The organism is Pseudonocardia phyllosphaerae (genome assembly GCF_046546475.1).
Taxonomy (GTDB): domain Bacteria; phylum Actinomycetota; class Actinomycetes; order Mycobacteriales; family Pseudonocardiaceae; genus Pseudonocardia; species Pseudonocardia phyllosphaerae.
The window spans coordinates 174,686-191,527 of the sequence record NZ_JBKGXS010000007.1; the positions used below are offsets into that span (position 1 = coordinate 174,686).

The 16,842-nt window shown below is 74.4% G+C and carries 18 protein-coding genes; 6 read left to right on the plus strand and 12 right to left on the minus strand.

The window, feature by feature from the left end; translation table 11 throughout:
• Positions 1-6: 6 nt before the first annotated feature.
• Positions 7-300, minus strand: a complete 294-nt coding sequence (locus ACLE50_RS15865) for a hypothetical protein (RefSeq protein WP_410944323.1) — start codon at positions 298-300, stop codon at positions 7-9.
• 298 nt (positions 301-598) lie between these two features.
• On the opposite strand from ACLE50_RS15865, the gene ACLE50_RS15870 reads away from it, so the two are divergent.
• The 3 genes from ACLE50_RS15870 (at position 599) to ACLE50_RS15880 (ending at position 3,602) form a co-directional block, all read left to right on the plus strand.
• On the plus strand, positions 599-1,078 hold the full coding sequence (locus ACLE50_RS15870; protein WP_410944324.1) for a guanyl-specific ribonuclease: 480 nt from the start codon (positions 599-601) through the stop codon (positions 1,076-1,078).
• Complete coding sequence (locus tag ACLE50_RS15875) at positions 1,075-1,443, plus strand: barstar family protein (RefSeq protein WP_410944325.1); 369 nt, start codon at positions 1,075-1,077, stop codon at positions 1,441-1,443. The genes ACLE50_RS15870 and ACLE50_RS15875 overlap by 4 nt, the downstream gene beginning before the upstream one ends.
• A 200-nt stretch (positions 1,444-1,643) precedes the next feature.
• On the plus strand, positions 1,644-3,602 hold the full coding sequence (locus ACLE50_RS15880) for an FAD/NAD(P)-binding protein (protein WP_410944326.1): 1,959 nt from the start codon (positions 1,644-1,646) through the stop codon (positions 3,600-3,602).
• A gap of 46 nt (positions 3,603-3,648) precedes the next feature.
• Here ACLE50_RS15880 and ACLE50_RS15885 read toward each other — a convergent pair whose 3' ends face one another.
• From ACLE50_RS15885 to ACLE50_RS15915, 7 genes are all read right to left on the minus strand, one after another.
• Positions 3,649-4,560 carry a sulfite exporter TauE/SafE family protein gene (locus tag ACLE50_RS15885; protein ID WP_410944327.1) on the minus strand — a complete coding sequence of 304 codons (912 nt, stop codon included), beginning with the start codon at positions 4,558-4,560 and terminating at the stop codon, positions 3,649-3,651.
• A 117-nt stretch (positions 4,561-4,677) separates the two neighbouring features.
• Entirely contained in the window at positions 4,678-4,839 is a 162-nt protein-coding gene (locus ACLE50_RS15890; RefSeq protein WP_410944328.1) for a hypothetical protein, read from the minus strand.
• A gap of 506 nt (positions 4,840-5,345) precedes the next feature.
• Positions 5,346-6,641: a sulfate adenylyltransferase subunit 1 gene (locus ACLE50_RS15895; protein WP_410944329.1), complete on the minus strand. Its 1,296-nt coding sequence runs from the start codon at positions 6,639-6,641 to the stop codon at positions 5,346-5,348.
• Positions 6,641-7,555 carry a sulfate adenylyltransferase subunit CysD gene (gene cysD / locus ACLE50_RS15900; RefSeq protein ID WP_410944330.1) on the minus strand — a complete coding sequence of 305 codons (915 nt, stop codon included), beginning with the start codon at positions 7,553-7,555 and terminating at the stop codon, positions 6,641-6,643. The genes ACLE50_RS15895 and cysD overlap by 1 nt, the downstream gene beginning before the upstream one ends.
• A 37-nt stretch (positions 7,556-7,592) precedes the next feature.
• Complete coding sequence (locus ACLE50_RS15905; protein ID WP_410944331.1) at positions 7,593-8,297, minus strand: phosphoadenylyl-sulfate reductase; 705 nt, start codon at positions 8,295-8,297, stop codon at positions 7,593-7,595.
• The gene (locus ACLE50_RS15910; RefSeq protein ID WP_410944332.1) at positions 8,294-8,470 is read right to left on the minus strand and encodes an Insertion element protein; all 177 of its coding nucleotides are present in this window, start codon (positions 8,468-8,470) and stop codon (positions 8,294-8,296) included. Before ACLE50_RS15910 ends, ACLE50_RS15905 begins: the two co-directional genes overlap by 4 nt.
• Positions 8,471-8,483: 13 nt before the next feature.
• The gene (locus tag ACLE50_RS15915) at positions 8,484-10,151 is read right to left on the minus strand and encodes a nitrite/sulfite reductase (RefSeq protein WP_410944333.1); all 1,668 of its coding nucleotides are present in this window, start codon (positions 10,149-10,151) and stop codon (positions 8,484-8,486) included.
• Positions 10,152-10,531: 380 nt separating this feature from the next.
• Between ACLE50_RS15915 and hemW the strand changes: the two genes are divergently transcribed.
• Positions 10,532-11,749 carry a radical SAM family heme chaperone HemW gene (gene hemW / locus ACLE50_RS15920; RefSeq protein WP_410944334.1) on the plus strand — a complete coding sequence of 406 codons (1,218 nt, stop codon included), beginning with the start codon at positions 10,532-10,534 and terminating at the stop codon, positions 11,747-11,749.
• Complete coding sequence (locus ACLE50_RS15925) at positions 11,746-12,546, plus strand: esterase/lipase family protein (RefSeq protein WP_410944335.1); 801 nt, start codon at positions 11,746-11,748, stop codon at positions 12,544-12,546. The genes hemW and ACLE50_RS15925 overlap by 4 nt, the downstream gene beginning before the upstream one ends.
• Positions 12,547-12,550: 4 nt before the next feature.
• On the opposite strand, the gene ACLE50_RS15930 is transcribed toward ACLE50_RS15925, so the two are convergent.
• Positions 12,551-13,240: an SDR family oxidoreductase gene (locus ACLE50_RS15930; RefSeq protein ID WP_410944336.1), complete on the minus strand. Its 690-nt coding sequence runs from the start codon at positions 13,238-13,240 to the stop codon at positions 12,551-12,553.
• Between the two features lie 81 nt (positions 13,241-13,321).
• Between ACLE50_RS15930 and ACLE50_RS15935 the strand changes: the two genes are divergently transcribed.
• On the plus strand, positions 13,322-13,702 hold the full coding sequence (locus ACLE50_RS15935) for a MerR family transcriptional regulator (protein WP_410944337.1): 381 nt from the start codon (positions 13,322-13,324) through the stop codon (positions 13,700-13,702).
• Here ACLE50_RS15935 and ACLE50_RS15940 read toward each other — a convergent pair.
• The 3 genes from ACLE50_RS15940 to ACLE50_RS15950 are packed head-to-tail and all read right to left on the minus strand — an operon-like array spanning position 13,692 to position 16,722.
• Positions 13,692-14,543 (minus strand): ABC transporter permease, encoded by an 852-nt coding sequence (locus ACLE50_RS15940; protein ID WP_410944338.1) that lies wholly within the window; start codon positions 14,541-14,543, stop codon positions 13,692-13,694. The two genes, ACLE50_RS15935 and ACLE50_RS15940, sit on opposite strands and share 11 nt — an antisense overlap.
• Positions 14,540-15,550 carry an ABC transporter ATP-binding protein gene (locus ACLE50_RS15945; protein WP_410944339.1) on the minus strand — a complete coding sequence of 337 codons (1,011 nt, stop codon included), beginning with the start codon at positions 15,548-15,550 and terminating at the stop codon, positions 14,540-14,542. The genes ACLE50_RS15940 and ACLE50_RS15945 overlap by 4 nt, the downstream gene beginning before the upstream one ends.
• Positions 15,547-16,722, minus strand: coding sequence for a hypothetical protein (locus ACLE50_RS15950; RefSeq protein WP_410944340.1), 1,176 nt, complete (start codon positions 16,720-16,722; stop codon positions 15,547-15,549). Before ACLE50_RS15950 ends, ACLE50_RS15945 begins: the two co-directional genes overlap by 4 nt.
• Positions 16,723-16,842: the final 120 nt, after the last annotated feature.

A 16,842-nucleotide genomic window follows, 5' to 3' on the forward strand; every position in this document is an offset into this window, starting at 1 on the left:
GTTGCTTCAGGGCATCCGGTGCGGTGGCATCCTGCGCAGCACGGCCAGCTGTTGCTCCAGCTCGGCGGCGATCAGCTCGGTGTGCAGCGCGTCGGCCGCGGCGTCGCCACCGGCCAGGGCGCGGTGCCGGCGCACCAGGTCCTCGAGCTGGTCGAGGAGCCGGTCGGCCGAGCCGCGCGGCCGGGCGGGCTGCTGTGTCTCGACGGAGGCGGGTACCGCCGTGAGCGCCGGGGCCGGGCAGGGTGTGGGCGGTGCCGGGTCACCGGACGTGGCCGGGGAGCGGGTCAGCTCTGCGGTCATGCGACGTTCTCCGTTGAACCATCGGTGGTCGAACCATCGGTCGGGGCCGGACGTGGTGCGGGTCCCGTTGTACCCGGACCCGGCCTCACAGCGCTCCCGGCAGACGCGTGAGGGTGTCACCGGGCCACGACCGGACCCGTACCGTCGGTAACCGGTCGTGCGGTGGCGGACACACGCGCCGGGCGGTCGACGGGCGGGCATCGGCCCGGGATCGACGTGTTGACGCCAGGTGACGGGCGGATGGCGTTTCGATCGGAGCCCTGTCCCCGATCGAGTGGCCCGACCTAGCGTCCGGACCATGAACGTGCACTCGAACGACTCATCCCGCCGTGGTCCGCGTGCCCTCGCCGTCGGACTGCTCGTGTCGCTCCTGACCGCGCTGGGCCTCGCCCTTCCGACCGCCGCGCTCGCCGCCCCGGCGACCGCCGCCACCGCCGTCACGACCGTTCCCGCTGCTCAGAGTGCTCCGGCCGCTGTGCCGGGGCAGGAGTCCGGCCTGCCGGTCGTCGCGCTGTCGTCGCTGCCGCCGGAGGCCACCGACACCTACAAGCTGATCCGCTCGGGTGGCCCGTTCCCGTACAAGCAGGACAACACGACGTTCTCCAACCGCGAGGGCATCCTGCCGAAGAAGCCCTCGGGCTACTACAAGGAGTACACGGTGAAGACCCCTGGCTCGAGCGACCGCGGCGCCCGCCGGATCGTCGCCGGATCGGGCGGCGAGTACTACTACACGGGCGACCACTACCGCTCGTTCTCCGTGGTAGACACGTCCAAGTGACCGATCTGCCACGTGACCCCGCCGGGACCGCGCACGCCGTCGAGGCGGTGCGGGAACGGGTCGGCTCGGCCGGCCTGGTCGGAGTGGTGGAGAAGGCCGCGGACCGCGCGGCCTTCCTCACCGCCGTCGGCCGGGCCCTGAGCTTCCCCTCCTGGTACGGCGAGAACCTCGACGCGCTCGAGGACTGCCTGAAGGACCTGTCCTGGCTGCCCGAGCAGCCGGTGGCCCTGGTGTGGGAGGACGGGCCCCTGGCCGCGGCCGAGCCCGTCACCCACGAGGCGCTCCTGGAGATCCTCGGCGACGCCGTCGCCGGGCACCGGGGCACCGACCGCCCGCTCGAGGTCACCCTCGCCGGGCCCGCCTGAGCAGTGCCCATCCGTTTCGGGCTCACGCCCTGACTCCGCCCACGCTGTGACGCCGCCACGGTGGCCGGTCCGCCCGGACCGGCCTACCGTGGTGGCGTGGGCGTCCGGCTGGTGAAGCGCAGGCATCTGGACCTGTGCCGCCTGCGCCCCGCGGTGTGACGACGAGGCCCCCGCCCCGTCGCCCGCCCGTGGAGCCGTGCATGTCCCGCGATCCCGTTCCGACCCACCGTGCCCCCGCCGTCGTCGTGGTGGGGGCCGGTCCGCGTGGTGCCGGCGTGCTGGAACGCCTGGTCGCCGGCGCCCCCGGCCTCTACGGCGACGTCCTGGCCGGCCCCGGACTCGACGTCCACCTGGTCGACCCGCATCCGGCCGGGGCGGGCCGGATCTGGCGGCACGACCAGTCGTCGCTGCTGGCGATGAACTCGATGGCCGCCGACGTCACGATGTTCACCGACGACTCGGTGGTCTGCGAGGGCCCGATCGCGCCCGGCCCGTCGTTCTGGGAGTGGGCGCAGCAGCTGCGCACCCACGGCGACCCCGACGCCGAGCTGGGCCCGGAGCTCGCCGCCGAGCTGGCGGCGGTGACGGCGTCGACGTTCCCGACGCGGCGGCTGCAGAGTCACTACCTGGAGTTCGTGCTCCGCGAGGTGATCGCCCGCGCCCCCGATGGCTTGCGGGTGCACCTGCACCGCACCGTGGCGACCGCACTGGACGAGGAGGGGGCGGACCAGGTCGTCGCCCTCGCCGACGGCACCGAGCTGCGCGCCGACACCGTCGTGCTCGCCTCCGGGCACCTCGACGCCACCCCCACCGACGACGAGCGCGCACTGGCCGCCCGCGCAGCCGAGCTGGGGCTGCGCTACCTGGCACCGGAGCAGACGACCGACTCGGACCTGTCGGTGATCGCGCCGGGGGAGACGGTGCTGGCCCGCGGGCTGGGGCTGGCGTTCGTCGACCTCGCAGTGCTGCTGTTCGAGGGGCGCGGCGGCCGGTTCGGCCCGGACCCGGACGACCCCGACGCGCTGCGCTACACCCCGTCCGGCCGGGAACCGGTGCTGATCGCGGGATCGCCGCGTGGTTCCACGTACCACTCCAAGACGCACTACCAGCTGCGCGGCGGGCGTCCGCCGCTTCCGCGGTTCCTGCCGCCGGAGACCACCGACGCGCTGATCGCCTCCGGCGGCCCCGTCGACGTCGCGACGCAGGTGTGGCCGCTGATGGCCAAGGAGATCGGCTGGGGCTGGTACCACGAGCTGTTCCACGGCCACCCGGACCGCGTCCGCGGCGGCTGGGACGAGTTCGCGGCGGCCTGGGCGGACACCCCGCACGGGTCGCCGGAGGAGGCCGCGCTCGTCGTCGACCTGGTGCCGGACCCGTTGGACCGGCTCGACCTCGTCGCGCTGGACCGGCCGCTGGAGGGCGTCACCGCACCGGACCTGGCGTCGCTGCAGCCGATGGTCCGCGAGCGCATCGCCGAGGACCTGCGCCGGCACGTCGACGAGCGGCACACCCCGCACCTGGGTGCCTTCGTCGCGATGCTGTCGGTGTACACCGAGACCACCCGGCTCGACGGCTCCGGCGTGCTGTCCCCGCGCTCGCGGGCGAGGGACCTGCCGTGGTGGCGGAGCTTCTTCAACTCCGTCGCGTCGGGCCCGCCCGGGTTCCGGGTCCGCGAGCTGCTGGCGCTCTCCCGGGCCGGGTACCTGCAGTTCCTCGGCGCCGGGATGGACGTGACCCTCGACGAGGGCGGGTTCCGCGCCACCAGCAGCACACTCGCCGGGGCCGAGCCGGTGACCGCGCCGGTGCTGGTCGACGCACGGCTGCCCGACCCGAGCCTGTCCCGCACGACGGACCCGCTGCTGGCCGGGCTGTTCGCGCGCGGCGAGGCGGTCGAGGACGTCCTGCACGACGACGACGGCACCCCGCTGCGCAACACCGGCCTGCTGTCGGTGCGCCCGGCCGACGGCGCCCTGTACACCCCGGGCGGTGGCGTGCACGAGCGGAGGTTCGCGGTCGGGCCGCACACCGTGGTCAAGGTCGCCGGGGCCTTCACCCGGCCGGGGATGAACGCGCAGAGCCTGCGCTACAACGACGCCGTCGCCCGGGCCGTGCTGCGGAGCCTGCCCGGCGAACGCTCCGGGGCGGTCTCCGCGGCCTGACCCCGCAGCGGGAGGTGGACGCCGGGCTCGGCGACTCCCGGAGGGTTCAGCCGACCGGATCGAGATGGCGCTCGGGCTCGGCCGAGGGCGCCTCCCGATCCGTGCTCGGACGGCGCGGCATGAGCGCGACCGTGAGGACGAGGACGGCGGCGGTCGCGGCGAGCGTCGCCACCTGACCGACGCCGAGCAGCGACAGCGCCGATGCGAGCAGCACCCCGGTCACCACCGGCTTGATCAGCCGGCCCGACCCCGCCGAGGACAGCCGGGCACCCAGCCAGACGCCCGGCAGCGCACCGACCAGCAGCGCACCGGCGAGCCCGAAGGAGACGTCGCCGAACAGCAGGTGCCCCAGGGTCGCGGCACCCACCAGCGGGATCGCCTGCACGATGTCGGTGCCGACCAGCCGGGACGGGTGCAGCTGCGGGTGGGCCAGCAGCAGCATCGCAATGATCAGCGAGCCGGCACCGACCGAGGTCATCCCGACGGCCAGGCCCCCGACGACGCCGATCAGCACGGTCCGCAGCGGCTTGACGTCGATCGGGGCGTCGTCCGGGACGACGCCGCGGCGGACGGCCCGGCGGTCCATGGCCTGGCGGAACAGCGTCGTCGCGACCGACGCGACCAGCGCGATCCCGATCATCAGCTTGAGGTTTCCGGACACCCCCGCGCCCTTGCCGAGCAGTCCGATCAGCACCGCGCCTGCGAACCCGGCCGGGACGGCGCCGAGCACCAGCCAGCCGGTGAGCCGCCAGTGCACCGTGCGCCGCTTCGCGTGCACCGCGGCGCCGACGGGCTTCATCACCAGCGAGGTGAGCAGGTCCGACGAGATCGCGGTCAGCGGATTGACCCGGAACAGCAGCACCAGGATCGGCGTCAGCAGCGCGCCGCCACCCATCCCGGTCAGCCCGACGAGGAACCCGACGAGCAGCCCGGCGAGGGCGAGGGTGGGGTCGAACATGGGGGAGTGCCTGCTTCCTTGCGCGGTGACGGCGCACGGGACACCGCCCGCACACGGAGCGCGCGCGGCCGGCGGAGGTGGGGGGCGGCCAGGGGGCCGCAGATCGGGACGGGAACGTCAGCAGGGACGACAGAACTCGTCGAAGGCGTCCAGGCGGCGCGACGGCCAGAACCGCTCGAGGTGCGCCACGAGGTGCCAGGCGACCGCGGGGTCCGACGCGACACGGCCTGCCGCCGCGGGTGCGGCGGCGCGGTCGGCGTGGATCTGGAGCGCGGTCACGACTCCATGGTCGGCGTCCTACGGCGCTGCGACAAGTCGGTGTCCGGCGGGCGGGACGATCTCCGACGTGTCCGGACACGTTGTGCGGGTGTGGCGCTGGCCTGGGCGAACCCGATCGGTGGTACGCCCCGGTGTCCGTTCTGCGGACGGGTGCGTGGCCGACGCCACCGACGGCAGCGGGGCGTCCGGTGATCGTGTCCGGACCGGAGTCCACGCGCCCGGTCGAGGCCCCGCGCCGAGCGTCCCTGCCCCGGAGACACCGCTGCTCCGGAGACACCGCTGCTCCGGAGACGCCGCTACCCCGGAGACACCGCTGCCCCGAGGGGCACCCTCGTCACCACGGATGGGAACGAGGGCGCCCCTCGGAGCAGACGGGTGGTGCGGTGCCGGGACGGTGCGGCGAACGCGCGGTGCGGCACCGACCGCTACGGCGTGGCAACGGGCGGTGCGATGCCCGGGCCGAGCGTGACCGCCGGGCCGGACGGCAACCGGCACCGCCGGACGGCTCAGCCCGCGGCGACCGCCGCGAGGGGGTCGCCGACGAGCCCGGCGGCCAGCGTGTTGCCGGTCGGCGGGTCGATCAGCAGGAACCCGCCGGTGGTGCGGATGCGTGCGTAGTCGTCGACCGGCAGCGGGTCGGCGGTGCGCAGCAGCACACGACCGATGTCGTTGATCTTCAGCTCGTCCGGGGCGCCGGTGTAGGCGACCCGGTTGGTGTTGAGCTTGGCGGTCATCGCCGTGAGGATCACCGGGGTGGTATGGGTGCCGTGCTTGAGCAGCATCCGCGCGCCGTGCTGCAGCGGCTTCTCGGCCAGCCAGCAGACGGTCGCGTCCAGCTCCGAGGTCACCAGCGGCGGGTGGTCCGCGGCGGCGATCATCGCGCCGCGCGGGGCGTCGATGTCGTCGCTGAGCAGGATCGTCACCGACAGGCCCGCCCCGGCGCCGTCGAGCGGGCCGTCGGCGGTACGGACCTCGGCGACCGTCGTGCGCTGCCCCTCGGGCAGGACGACGACCTCGTCGCCGGGCTTCACCGTGCCGGAGGCGACCTGGCCGGCGTAGCCGCGGTAGTCGTGGAGCTCTTCCGTGCGGGGGCGGATCACGTACTGCACCGGCATCCGGAACGGCGCCTCGGCGTCCGGGCCGTCGACCGGGACGGACTCGAGGTGCTCGAGCAGCGTCGGGCCGTCGTGCCACGGGGTGCGCTCGCTGCGGGTGGCGACGTTGTCCCCGGCCAGCGCGGACAGCGGGATGATCTGCACGGCGTCGTCGGGGAAGCCCAGCGAGCGGGTGAGCTCGGCGAACTCGGTGGAGATCTCGCGGATCTTCGCCTCGTCGTAGTCGATGAGGTCGATCTTGTTGATCGCGAGCACCAGGCGCGGGACGCGCAGCAGGGCCAGCACCGCCGCGTGCCGGCGGGTCTGCTCGACGACGCCGTTGCGGGCGTCGACCAGCAGCACCGCGAGCTCCGCGGTGGAGGCCCCGGTGACGGTGTTGCGGGTGTACTGGACGTGACCCGGGGTGTCGGCGAGCACGAACTCGCGGGTCGGCGTGCCGAAGTAGCGGTACGCGACGTCGATGGTGATGCCCTGCTCGCGCTCGGCGCGCAGGCCGTCGACCAGCAGCGACAGGTCCGGGGTGGACATGCCCTTGTCGACCGAGGCGCGCTCGACGGCCTCGATCTGGTCGGCGAGCACGGACTTGGTGTCGTAGAGCAGGCGGCCGACGAGGGTGGACTTCCCGTCGTCGACGGACCCGGCGGTCGCGAACCTGAGCAGGTCGCGGGGGGCGGCCGTGTCGACCATCAGAAGTAGCCCTCCTTCTTGCGGTCCTCCATGGCGGCCTCGGAGAGCCGGTCGTCGGCGCGGGTCGCGCCGCGCTCGGTGAGACGGGAGGCGGTGACCTCGGCGATGACCTCGTCGAGGGTGGTGGCGGTCGACTCGACGGCGCCGGTGCAGGAGCCGTCGCCGACGGTGCGGTAGCGCACGGAGTGCTTCTCCAGCACCTCGCCGTCGCGCGGGCCGCCCCACGGGCCCTCGGCCAGCCACATGCCGTCGCGGCGGAAGACCTCGCGCTCGTGCGCGAAGTAGATCTCCGGCAGCTCGATGTTCTCGCGCCGGATGTAGCGCCAGACGTCGAGCTCGGTCCAGTTGGAGATCGGGAAGACCCGCACGTGCTCGCCGGGGGCGTGCCGCCCGTTGTAGAGGTTCCACAGCTCGGGGCGCTGCTTGCGCGGGTCCCAGCGGCCGAACGCGTCGCGCAGGGACATGATCCGCTCCTTGGCGCGGGCCCGCTCCTCGTCGCGGCGGCCGCCGCCGAAGACGGCGTCGAAGCGGTGCTCGGTGATCGCGTCGAGCAGCGGCTGGGTCTGCAGCGGGTTGCGGGTGCCGTCGGCGCGCTCGACCAGCCGGCCGTCGGCCAGGTAGTCCTCGACCTTCGCGACCTCGAGCCGCAGCCCGAGCTTCTCCACCAGGGAGTCCCGGAACTCGATGACCTCGGGGTAGTTGTGCCCGGTGTCGACGTGCAGCAGCGGGAACGGCACCGGCGCAGGCGCGAACGCCTTCACCGCCAGGTGCACGAGCAGGGTCGAGTCCTTGCCGCCGGAGAAGAGGATCACCGGCCGGTCGAACTCGCCCGCGACCTCGCGGAACACGTGGATCGCCTCGGACTCGAGGGCGTCCAGGGCGTCCAGCTTCGGGGTCGTGACAGCGGAGGTCACGTCAGCTCCTTCGGATCCGTCGGGGAAAGGGGCCCGGTCATGCGTGCAGACCGCACTCGGTCTTGGCGCGGCCGGCCCAGCGGCCCGACCGCGGGTCGGCGCCCGGGGCGGGCTTGGCGGTGCAGGGCGCGCAGCCGATGCTCGGGTAGCCGGCGTCGACGAGCGGGTTCACCAGGATCGAGTTCGCGTCGATGTAGGCCTGCATCTCCTCGTCGCTCCATGCGGCGATCGGGTTGATCTTGACCAGGCCGAACTTGTCGTCGTAGGTGATCAGCGGGGTGTTGGCCCGGGTCGGGGCCTCCACCCGGCGCACCCCGGTGATCCAGGCGTCGTAGCGCGCCAGGGTCTTCTCCAGGGGCACGACCTTGCGCAGGTGGCAGCACCGGTCCGGACGGCGGGCGAACAGGTCCTTGCCCTCGCTCGCGTCCTGCTCGGGCACGGTCTGCTCCGCGCGGGCGTTGACGATCGTCAGCTCCGGATAGACGGCGTCCACCGCGTCGCGGGTGCCCAGGGTCTCGGCGAAGTGGTAGCCGGTGTCGAGGAACAGGACGTCGACGTCGGGCTTGGCCTTCGAGGTGAGGTCGACCAGCACCGCGTCCTGCATGTTCGACGCGACGATCAGCCCGTCGCCGAACGTCTCCGCGGCCCAGGCCAGCAGCTCCTGGGCGGTCGCGTCCGGTCCGAGCTCCTCGGCGCCCCGTTCGGCGGTGGCGCGCAGGTCGGACTCCACGGTGATGCTCATGATTCCGCTCCGGAGGTCTCGGGCACGCCGATGCCGACGAACGTCACGACGAACGTGCGGATGCAGCCGGCGCACCACCACGCGGCGCCGGGGACCTTCTCGCTCCGCTGGGCGGGGCGCAGGTCCTCCTCACCGCAGTACGGGCAGTAGAACGGCGCGGCGCGCTCGCTCATTCCTGATCACCGCTCACTTGAGGTCGGCCTCGTCGGCCCGCACGACCCACTGTGCGAAGCGCTCGTCGCCCTCGCGCTGCTCGGCGAACCGGCGCACGACGCGCTCGACGTAGTCGCCCAGGTCGGCGCTGGCGACCTTGAGGCCGCGCAGCTTGCGCCCGAAGCCGGGGTCCAGCCCGAGCCCGCCGCCCAGGTGCACCTGGAAGCCCTCGACCTGGTTGCCCTCGGCGTCGGTGACGATCTGGCCCTTGAGCCCGATGTCGGCGACCTGGGTACGGGCGCAGGCGTTCGGGCAGCCGTTGAGGTGCAGCGAGATCGGCACGTCCGGGACGACGTCGGCGAGGCGCTTCTCGAGGTCCTCGACCAGCCGGATCGCCCGCTCCTTGGTCTCGACGATCGCGAGCTTGCAGAACTCGATGCCGGTGCAGGCCATCGTCGACCGGCGCCAGGTCGAGGGCTGCGCGGGCAGGCCCAGCTTGTTGAGTTCCTCGATGAGGCCGTCGAGCTTCTCGTCGGCCACGTCCAGCACGACGATCTTCTGGTACGGCGTGAACCGGACCCGGTCCGAGCCGGCGCGGGCGGCGGCGTCGGCGACCTCGATCAGCGTGGTGCCCGAGATCCGGCCCGACGGCGGCGCGACGCCGACGTAGTTGTTGCCGTCCTTCTGCTTGTACACGCCGACGTGGTCGATCGGGCGGTCCGGCACCTCCGGCGCGGGCCCGTCGACCAGCTTGCGGCCGAGGTACTCGTCCTCCAGCACCTGGCGGAACTTCTCCACGCCCCAGTCGGCGACCAGGAACTTGATGCGCGCGCGGTGGCGCAGCCGGCGGTAGCCGTAGTCGCGGAAGACCTGGGCGACGCCGTGCCACACGTCGGGCACCTGGTCGAGCGGGACCCACGCGCCGAGCCGCTTGCCGATCATCGGGTTGGTGGACAGCCCGCCGCCGACCCAGAGGTCGAAGCCGGGGCCGTGCTCCGGGTGCTCCACGCCGACGAAGGCGATGTCGTTGATCTCGTGCGCGACGTCCTGCTGCCAGGAGATCGCGGACTTGAACTTGCGCGGCAGGTTCGACAGCGACCGGTCGCCGATGAACCGCTCGACGATCTCGTCGATCGCGGGGGTCGGGTCGAGCACCTCGGCCTCGGCGACGCCTGCCACCGGGGAGCCGAGCACCACGCGCGGGCAGTCGCCGCACGCCTCGGTGGTCTGCATGCCCAGGCCCTCGAGCTTCTCCCAGATCGCGGGGACGTCCTCGACCCGGATCCAGTGGTACTGGATGTTCTCGCGGTCGGTGACGTCGGCGGTGTCGCGGGCGTAGTCGCGGGAGACCTCGCCGAGGGCGCGCAGCTGGGCCACGTTCACGGCGCCGCCGTCGAGCCGGACGCGCATCATGAAGTAGCTGTCGTCGAGCTCCTCGGGCTCCAGCGCCGCGGTGCGGCCACCGTCGATCCCGGGCTTGCGCTGGGTGTAGAGGCCCATCCAGCGGAACCGCCCGCGCAGGTCCGCGGGGTCGATGGAGTCGAACCCGCGCTTGGAGTAGATGTTCTCGATCCGGGCGCGGACGTTCAGCGGGTTGTCGTCACGCTTGCTGCGCTCGTTGGGGTTGAGCGGCTCGCGGTGGCCGAGCTTCCACTGGCCCTGGCCGCGGGCGCGGCCGGGAGCGGTCTTCGAGGGCGGCATGTGGTGGATGCTCCGGTGTGGTCGGTGCCGGACGCACTCCGGCCCGGGACAGGCGCGGAGGCGGCCGGGAGTCGTACGAGTGGGCCGTCAGGACGGACGGCGACAGAGCGCGCTGCGCGTGCGGTTCAGGTCCACGTGGCGTCGGACCACGAGGCGGAGACGGAGCGCGGGCACGCCGACAAGCATCTCACGATGTCCGGACGACCGACAAAGTGACGTTCGCATCCTGGGAACCGGCCGGGGAACGGGCGCGGAGAGGTCCGGACGTTCCGTGGTGGTGGTGCCGGGCCCGGTGTGCACGACCGTGAACGATCCCCGCGTCCGGCCGTGGTCGCAACGGCTGCGGCCCGGCTCACCGGGGGCTGGCACACTCGGCAGGCGTGTCAGCCCCGTTCGGGATCTACGTCCACGTGCCGTTCTGCGCCACGCGCTGCGGCTACTGCGACTTCAACACCTACACCGCCTCCGAGCTGGCGGGCGACGCGTCGTCCCCGGACGGCTGGCTGGCCGCGGCCCGCGCCGAGATCGCGCTCGCCGCGCGCGTCGCGGGGGAGCGGACGGTCGAGACGGTGTTCGTCGGCGGGGGCACGCCGTCGCTGATCGGCGCCGACCGGCTCGCCGCGATGCTCGACGCCGTCCGGGAGCACTTCCCGATGGCCTCCGGCGCCGAGGTCACCACCGAGTCCAACCCCGAGTCGACCTCGCCGGAGTTCTTCGCCGGGATCCGGGCGGCCGGATTCACCCGGGTCTCGCTCGGCATGCAGTCCGCCGCGCAGCACGTGCTCGCGGTCCTGGACCGCACGCACACCCCGGGCCGCGCCGTCGCGGCCGCCCGGGAGGCCCGCGCGGCCGGGTTCGACCACGTCAACCTGGACCTGATCTACGCCACCCCTGGCGAGACCGACGACGACCTGCAGCGCTCGGCCGACGCCGTCCTCGACGCGGGTGTGGACCACGTGTCGGCGTACTCGCTGATCGTCGAGGACGGCACGGCGCTGGCCCGCCGGGTGCGCCGCGGTGAGCTGCCCGCCCCGGACGACGACGTCGCCGCCCGCCGCTACGAGCTGCTCGACACGCGGCTGCGCGCGGCCGGCATGAGCTGGTACGAGGTGTCGAACTGGTCGCGGCCCGGCGCCGAGTGCCGGCACAACCTGGGCTACTGGCTCGACGGCGACTGGTGGGGCGTCGGCCCGGGCGCGCACTCGCACCTGGCCGGGACCCGCTGGTGGAACGTCAAGCACCCCGCCCGCTGGGCCGGGATGCTCGCCGACGGCGCCGTCCCCGAGGCCGGGCGCGAGACGCTGACCCCCGCCGAGCAGCACACCGAACGCGTCATGCTGCGGCTGCGCCTGGCCGAGGGCATGCCGCTCGACCTGCTCGACGCCGCCGGTGCCACCGCCGCGGCCCGCTTCGCCGCCGACGGCCTGCTCGACGCCGAGGAGCTGGCCCGCGGCCGTGCCGTGCTGACCGACGCCGGACGGCTGCTGGCCGACCGGGTGGTCACCGAGCTGCTGGTCGCCGAGGACGCCCCGGCGCCAGGGACCGAGCCCGCGGTGACTGCAGCGGATGCGGCGGACGCCGCACGGAGCGGTTCGTGAGCCCGCGCCGCAGGCTGATGTTCCTGGTCGTGGGGATCCTGGCCGTGGTCGCGGTGGTGGCGGTGATCGTCGCCGAGCTGCCGGAGAAGGACGCGGCGCAGCCGCGGCGCAGCGTCGCGCAGGACCGGCCCGGCCCCGTGCTGCTCGTCCCCGGCTACGGCGGCTCCCGCGCCGCGCTCGCCCCGCTGGCCGACGCGCTGCGCGACCAGGGCCGGGAGGTCACCGTGCTGGCCCTCGACGGCGACGGCACCGGCGACCTGAACCGCCAGGTCACCGTCCTCGACGACGCCGTGAACCGGGCCGTCGCCGGGGGAGCGCCGTCGGTCGACGTCGTCGGCTACTCCGCCGGCGGTGTCGTCACCGGGCTGTGGGTGGCGCGTGCCGACGGCGCCGCCAAGGCCCGCCGCGTCGTCACCCTCGCCGCCCCGCTGGCCGGGACCGACCTGGCCGCCTCGGCCGGGGCGGCCGGGGTCTGCTCCGGTGCCTGCCCGCAGCTCGCCCCCGGCTCGGCGCTGCTGGGCGAGCTGGGCCGCGCCCGCGTCGGGCACACGGTGCCGTGGCTGTCGGTGTGGACCACCGGCGACCGCACCGTCGTCCCGGCCACCTCGGCCCGGCTCGACGGCGCGGTCAACCTGGAGCTGCAGACCGTCTGCCCCGGCGACGACGCCGACCACCCCGGCCTGCCCCGTGATCGCGCCGTCGCGGGGCTGGTGAACCGGGCGCTGTCGACGGCGCCGATCGCCGAGGCCCCGGCAGGCTGCGACATCCTGCGCGCTGCAGGCCGGGCCGCCCGGTAACCGGTCAGGCCGCCGGCGGCGGCTCGGCCAGCGACCGCTTCAGCGCGGCGCTGGCGTCGTCGGCCAGCACCTCGGTCGCGCCGGCGGCGATCCCGTCCAGCGCGGTGTTCGCGACGTCGCGCGGGTCGTTCTTCTCGATGTCGTGCGCCCAGGCCATCATGTCGGTGTCGGTGCTGGCCACGATCAGGGTCGTGACCTGCGTCTTCTGCTCGGCCAGCTCGACCCGCAGGCCGTTGGACAGCGCCCACACGGCGGCCTTGGACGCGCCGTAGGCGTTGGAGTGCTCGTAGCCCATCCAGGCCATCGCCGACGAGACGTTGAGGATCGCGCCGCCGCCGTTGTGCTCCAGCACCGGCGCGAACGCCCGCACCATGGACAGCGTGCCGAAGAAGTTCGTCTCGAACTCCGCGCGGACCTTGCTCATCTCGCCGTCGATGAGCCGCTCGAACGTCGAGATCCCGGCGTTGTCGATCAGCAGCGTCACGTCCGGCGCCGCCTCGGCGGCCGCGGTGACCTGCTCCGGGTCGGTGATGTCCAGCCTCAGCGGGACCGCGCCGGGCAGCTCCGGGTCCGCCCCGGACCGCGAGGCCGCGTAGACCTTGCTCGCACCGCGGGCCAGCAGCTCGGTGACGAACGCCCGTCCGATACCCCGGTTCGCGCCGGTGACCAGCGCGACCGCACCCTCGATCTGCATTGCTCCTCCTGTGGTCGTGCCCTCCCGTGTGGAGGTACCGTCGACGGTAGAAGTTGACGCTGACGTCAAGGGCAACAACGAGTGGCGGGGGTCACGCACATGCGGATCGGCGAGCTGGCGGAGACGACCGGGGTCAGTACCCGGGCACTGCGCTACTACGAGGAGCACGGGCTGCTGGCCTCGCACCGCAGCAGCGGCGGCCAGCGCTTCTACGACGACGACGCGCCCGCTCGCGTCCGGTGGATCCAGGCGCTGTTCGCGGCAGGGGTGAGCAGCACGCAGGCCCAGGAGCTGCTGCCCTGCATCCACGACGGGCACACCACCCCGGAGATGGTCGCCTCGCTGGAGGCGCAGCGCAGCCGGCTCGACGAGCGGATCACCCGGCTCACCGCGACCCGCGAGCGGCTCGACGAGGCGATCGCGACCGCCCGCCGGCTCAGCGTGGAGCCGGTCAGCTCGTGACGTCCTTGGTCGACAGGTTCGCCCACGCCGCCCCGAACGCGACGACGATCCACCCGGCCTGCACCCACGCGCCGGTCTCGGCCGGGTCGTAGAGCACGGGGTTGCGGTAGAGGTCGATCCAGGCGAGCCAGTGCGTCGTCGGCAGGAAGAACTGCAGGTCCGGGGCCGCGTCCAGGGCCTGCAGCGCCGCCGAGGTCACCACCGTGGCCAGCACCCCGAGCGCGGCGGCCAGCGGCGAGTCCGCCAGCGTCGAGTAGAAGATCCCGAGCGCGCCCAGGGTGAGCATGCACAGCCCCAGGTAGGCCACGGTCAGCATCGTGCGGGTGGCCAGGTCGGTCGGCTCGATCACCGGGCCGGACAGCGACGGCACCGCCCCGAACCCGACGACCGCGGGCGTCCCCCCTGCCTGCGGGGTGTTCTCCCCGGTGCCGAACAGCGCGATGCCCACCGCGTAGCTGGTCGCGACGACCAGCGCGACCGCGGCGGCCACGAAGAACGCCACCGACACCAGCTTGGCCACCAGCATCCGCAGCCGCCCGACCGGGCGGATCAGCAGATAACGCAGCATCCCCGTCGACGCCTCCCCGGCCACGGTGTCCCCGGAGACGATCGCCACGGTGATCGGAAGCAGCACCGGCAGCACCAGGGCCAGCGCGAACGCCGGGAAGATCTGCCCGTTGGCCGCCACCGCCGACAGGAACGGCGGCCCCTGCCCGGGCGGCGGCAGCACCCCGGTGCTCGTGACGACGACCGCGACCAGCGTGGGCAGCGCGCACAGCAGCGCCCAGCACAGCCACACCCGCCGCTTGCGCAGCAGCAACGCCAGCTCGACGCCGATCATGCGCCCGCCCTCCCGACCCGGTCCGAGCCCTCACCGGTGCGTTCGAGCACCACCTGTTCCAGCGTGCGGCGCTCCGGTTCCAGCGCAGCGACCGGCAGCCCGTTGCCGACCAGGTGCGCGTTGAGCCCTGGCACGTCGTGCGCGCGGACCCACAGCCGGTCGCCGTCGGCGTGCTCGACGGCGCGGCCCAGCAGCCGGGCCGCCTCGACCGGCATCGGCGTCCGGACGACGACCCGCCCGGTCGGCCCGCGCAGCGTGTCCAGGTCCTCGGCCAGCACCAGGTGCCCGCGGTCCATCACCCCGACCCGGGTGCACAGCGCCTCGACCTCGGCGAGCAGGTGGCTGGACAGGACCACGGTCGTGCCGGCCGCGTTGAGCCGCAGCAGCAGTTGCCGGATCTCGCCGATACCGCGCGGGTCCAGGCCGTTGGTCGGCTCGTCGAGCAGCAGCAGCTCCGGGCGGCGCAGCAGCGCCGAGGCGATCCCGAGCCGCTGGCGCATGCCCAGCGAGTACGCCTTCACCGGCCGCCGGTCCACCCCGCCCAGCCCGACGGCGTCGAGGGCCTCCCGGACCCGGGCGTGGCGGTCCGCGGGCCGGTTGAGCAGCCCGCCGTGCGCACCGGCGGCGTCGAGCAGGGTCAGGTTGGCGCGCCCGGACAGGCCCGGCCACGCGGCGGGGGACTCCACGAGCGCACCGACCCGGGGCAGCACGGTGCGCCCGGAGCGGGGCATCGGCCGCCCGAGCACCTCGATCCGCCCGGACGTGGCGTGCACCAGCCCCAGCAGCATCCGGACGATCGTCGTCTTGCCCGAGCCGTTCGGGCCGAGCAGCCCGAACCGGGAGCCGGCCGGGATCTCCAGGTCGACGCCGTCCACGGCGACCACCCGGCCGAACCGCTTGGTCAGGGCGTGCGTGGCGACCGCGGGCGGTGCCCCGCCGGGTTCGCGAGGGCCACGCGGCCACGCGGCCGGGCGCGCCCGGGTGGTGCTCTCGTCGGTGTGTGTCACGCGTCGTCCCCCACCAGCTCCCGGGCGGCCCTCTCCAGCACCCGCGGCACGACCGTGCCCGCCAGCAGGTACCCGCGGCCGCCGCGGCGTGCGACGACCAGGGTGAGCAGTGGCGTCGCGACCCGGGCGGCGGTCACGTCGGGGTCCTCGCGGGTCGGGCGCAGCCCCTCGATGCCGACCCCACCCGCCGCGCCGGAGCCGCGCACGATCCCGTCGACGACGTCGCGCGCGGTCGGGACCAGCACGAACCGGCCCACGCCTGCGCCGTAGACGGCGACACCGGGCAGCAACCCGGTCTCCGGCAGCGGCACCCGGTCGCGCCCGGACAGCGTGTCCGGCGGGTCCGGCGCGTCGAGCCCGCGCAGCGTCCCGGCCAGGTCGTCGGGGCGGGCGCGCACCCGTTCCGCGCCCGGCGGCACGGCCGGGGCCAGCGCCGCTTGCGGTGGCGGCGCGAGCTCGACGGTGTCGAACGCGGTCTCCACCAGCGGCCGGTCCGGGTCCGGCGGCGACCCGCCCGGGCCCGGCGTACCGGTGCGGGCCACGACCTGCACCGCCACCGGCAGCGCGCCGCCCCCGGACGGGACGGCCCACACGTCGATCCGCCGGACGGTGGTGTCCGGGTCGGCCGGGCTGATCCGCAGGCCCGCCGCGTCGAGCCCGGCCACCCGGCGCCCGGGCAGCGCGGTCACCGGCTCGGACGCGGTGACCCGCAGCAGCCGCCGGGCCAGGTCGGCCGGGGCGAGGTCGGAGGCGCGCGGCAGCCGGACCGGGGCGAGCGGGGTGACGGTGGTGAGGCGCTGGGCGCCGTAGTCCCAGGTGTGCTCGGTGCTGCCGTCGCGGTAGGTGTCGACCTCGCCGACCGGGGTGAGGCCGTCGACCCGCCAGCGCCCGGCCGTCGCGACCTGGACCCGGATCCGGGTCGTCGTCGACAGCAGGGTCGACGCCGCCTCCAGCTTCGGCACGGCGGGCAGCCCGAGCCTGCCGGTCGCCGTCGCGGTCCCGGTGTGCGCGACGACGCCGCCCAGCACCGCCCGGCGCAGCGCCTCGGGGTCGTCCCCGCCCTGCACGACGGGTGAGGGAAGCCACCGCTCGGACGTGCCGGCCGCGACGAGGGCGGCGGCACCGGCACCGACCAGCAGCGCACGCCGGCCGAGGACGCGGGGCGGGCTCACCCGGCCCACGGTGCCATGCCCCGTGTCACCCTCCGGCGAGGCCACCCCGTCGCCGCCCGGCCGCCTAGAATGGGCCCGAACGCCCGGTGGTCCGCACGGGACCGCACGACGACGGGGGAG

Coding starts and splice junctions, on each gene's coding strand:
- ACLE50_RS15940 (WP_410944338.1), bottom strand. CDS start 14,543: ATGATCGGCGTCGAGCTGGCGTTGCTGCTGCGCAAGCGGCGGGTGTGG.
- ACLE50_RS15910 (WP_410944332.1), bottom strand. CDS start 8,470: ATGAGCGAGCGCGCCGCGCCGTTCTACTGCCCGTACTGCGGTGAGGAG.
- ACLE50_RS15880 (WP_410944326.1), top strand. CDS start 1,644: ATGTCCCGCGATCCCGTTCCGACCCACCGTGCCCCCGCCGTCGTCGTG.
- ACLE50_RS15870 (WP_410944324.1), top strand. CDS start 599: ATGAACGTGCACTCGAACGACTCATCCCGCCGTGGTCCGCGTGCCCTC.
- ACLE50_RS15885 (WP_410944327.1), bottom strand. CDS start 4,560: ATGTTCGACCCCACCCTCGCCCTCGCCGGGCTGCTCGTCGGGTTCCTC.
- ACLE50_RS15930 (WP_410944336.1), bottom strand. CDS start 13,240: ATGCAGATCGAGGGTGCGGTCGCGCTGGTCACCGGCGCGAACCGGGGT.
- ACLE50_RS15915 (WP_410944333.1), bottom strand. CDS start 10,151: ATGCCGCCCTCGAAGACCGCTCCCGGCCGCGCCCGCGGCCAGGGCCAG.
- ACLE50_RS15865 (WP_410944323.1), bottom strand. CDS start 300: ATGACCGCAGAGCTGACCCGCTCCCCGGCCACGTCCGGTGACCCGGCA.
- ACLE50_RS15905 (WP_410944331.1), bottom strand. CDS start 8,297: ATGAGCATCACCGTGGAGTCCGACCTGCGCGCCACCGCCGAACGGGGC.
- ACLE50_RS15895 (WP_410944329.1), bottom strand. CDS start 6,641: ATGGTCGACACGGCCGCCCCCCGCGACCTGCTCAGGTTCGCGACCGCC.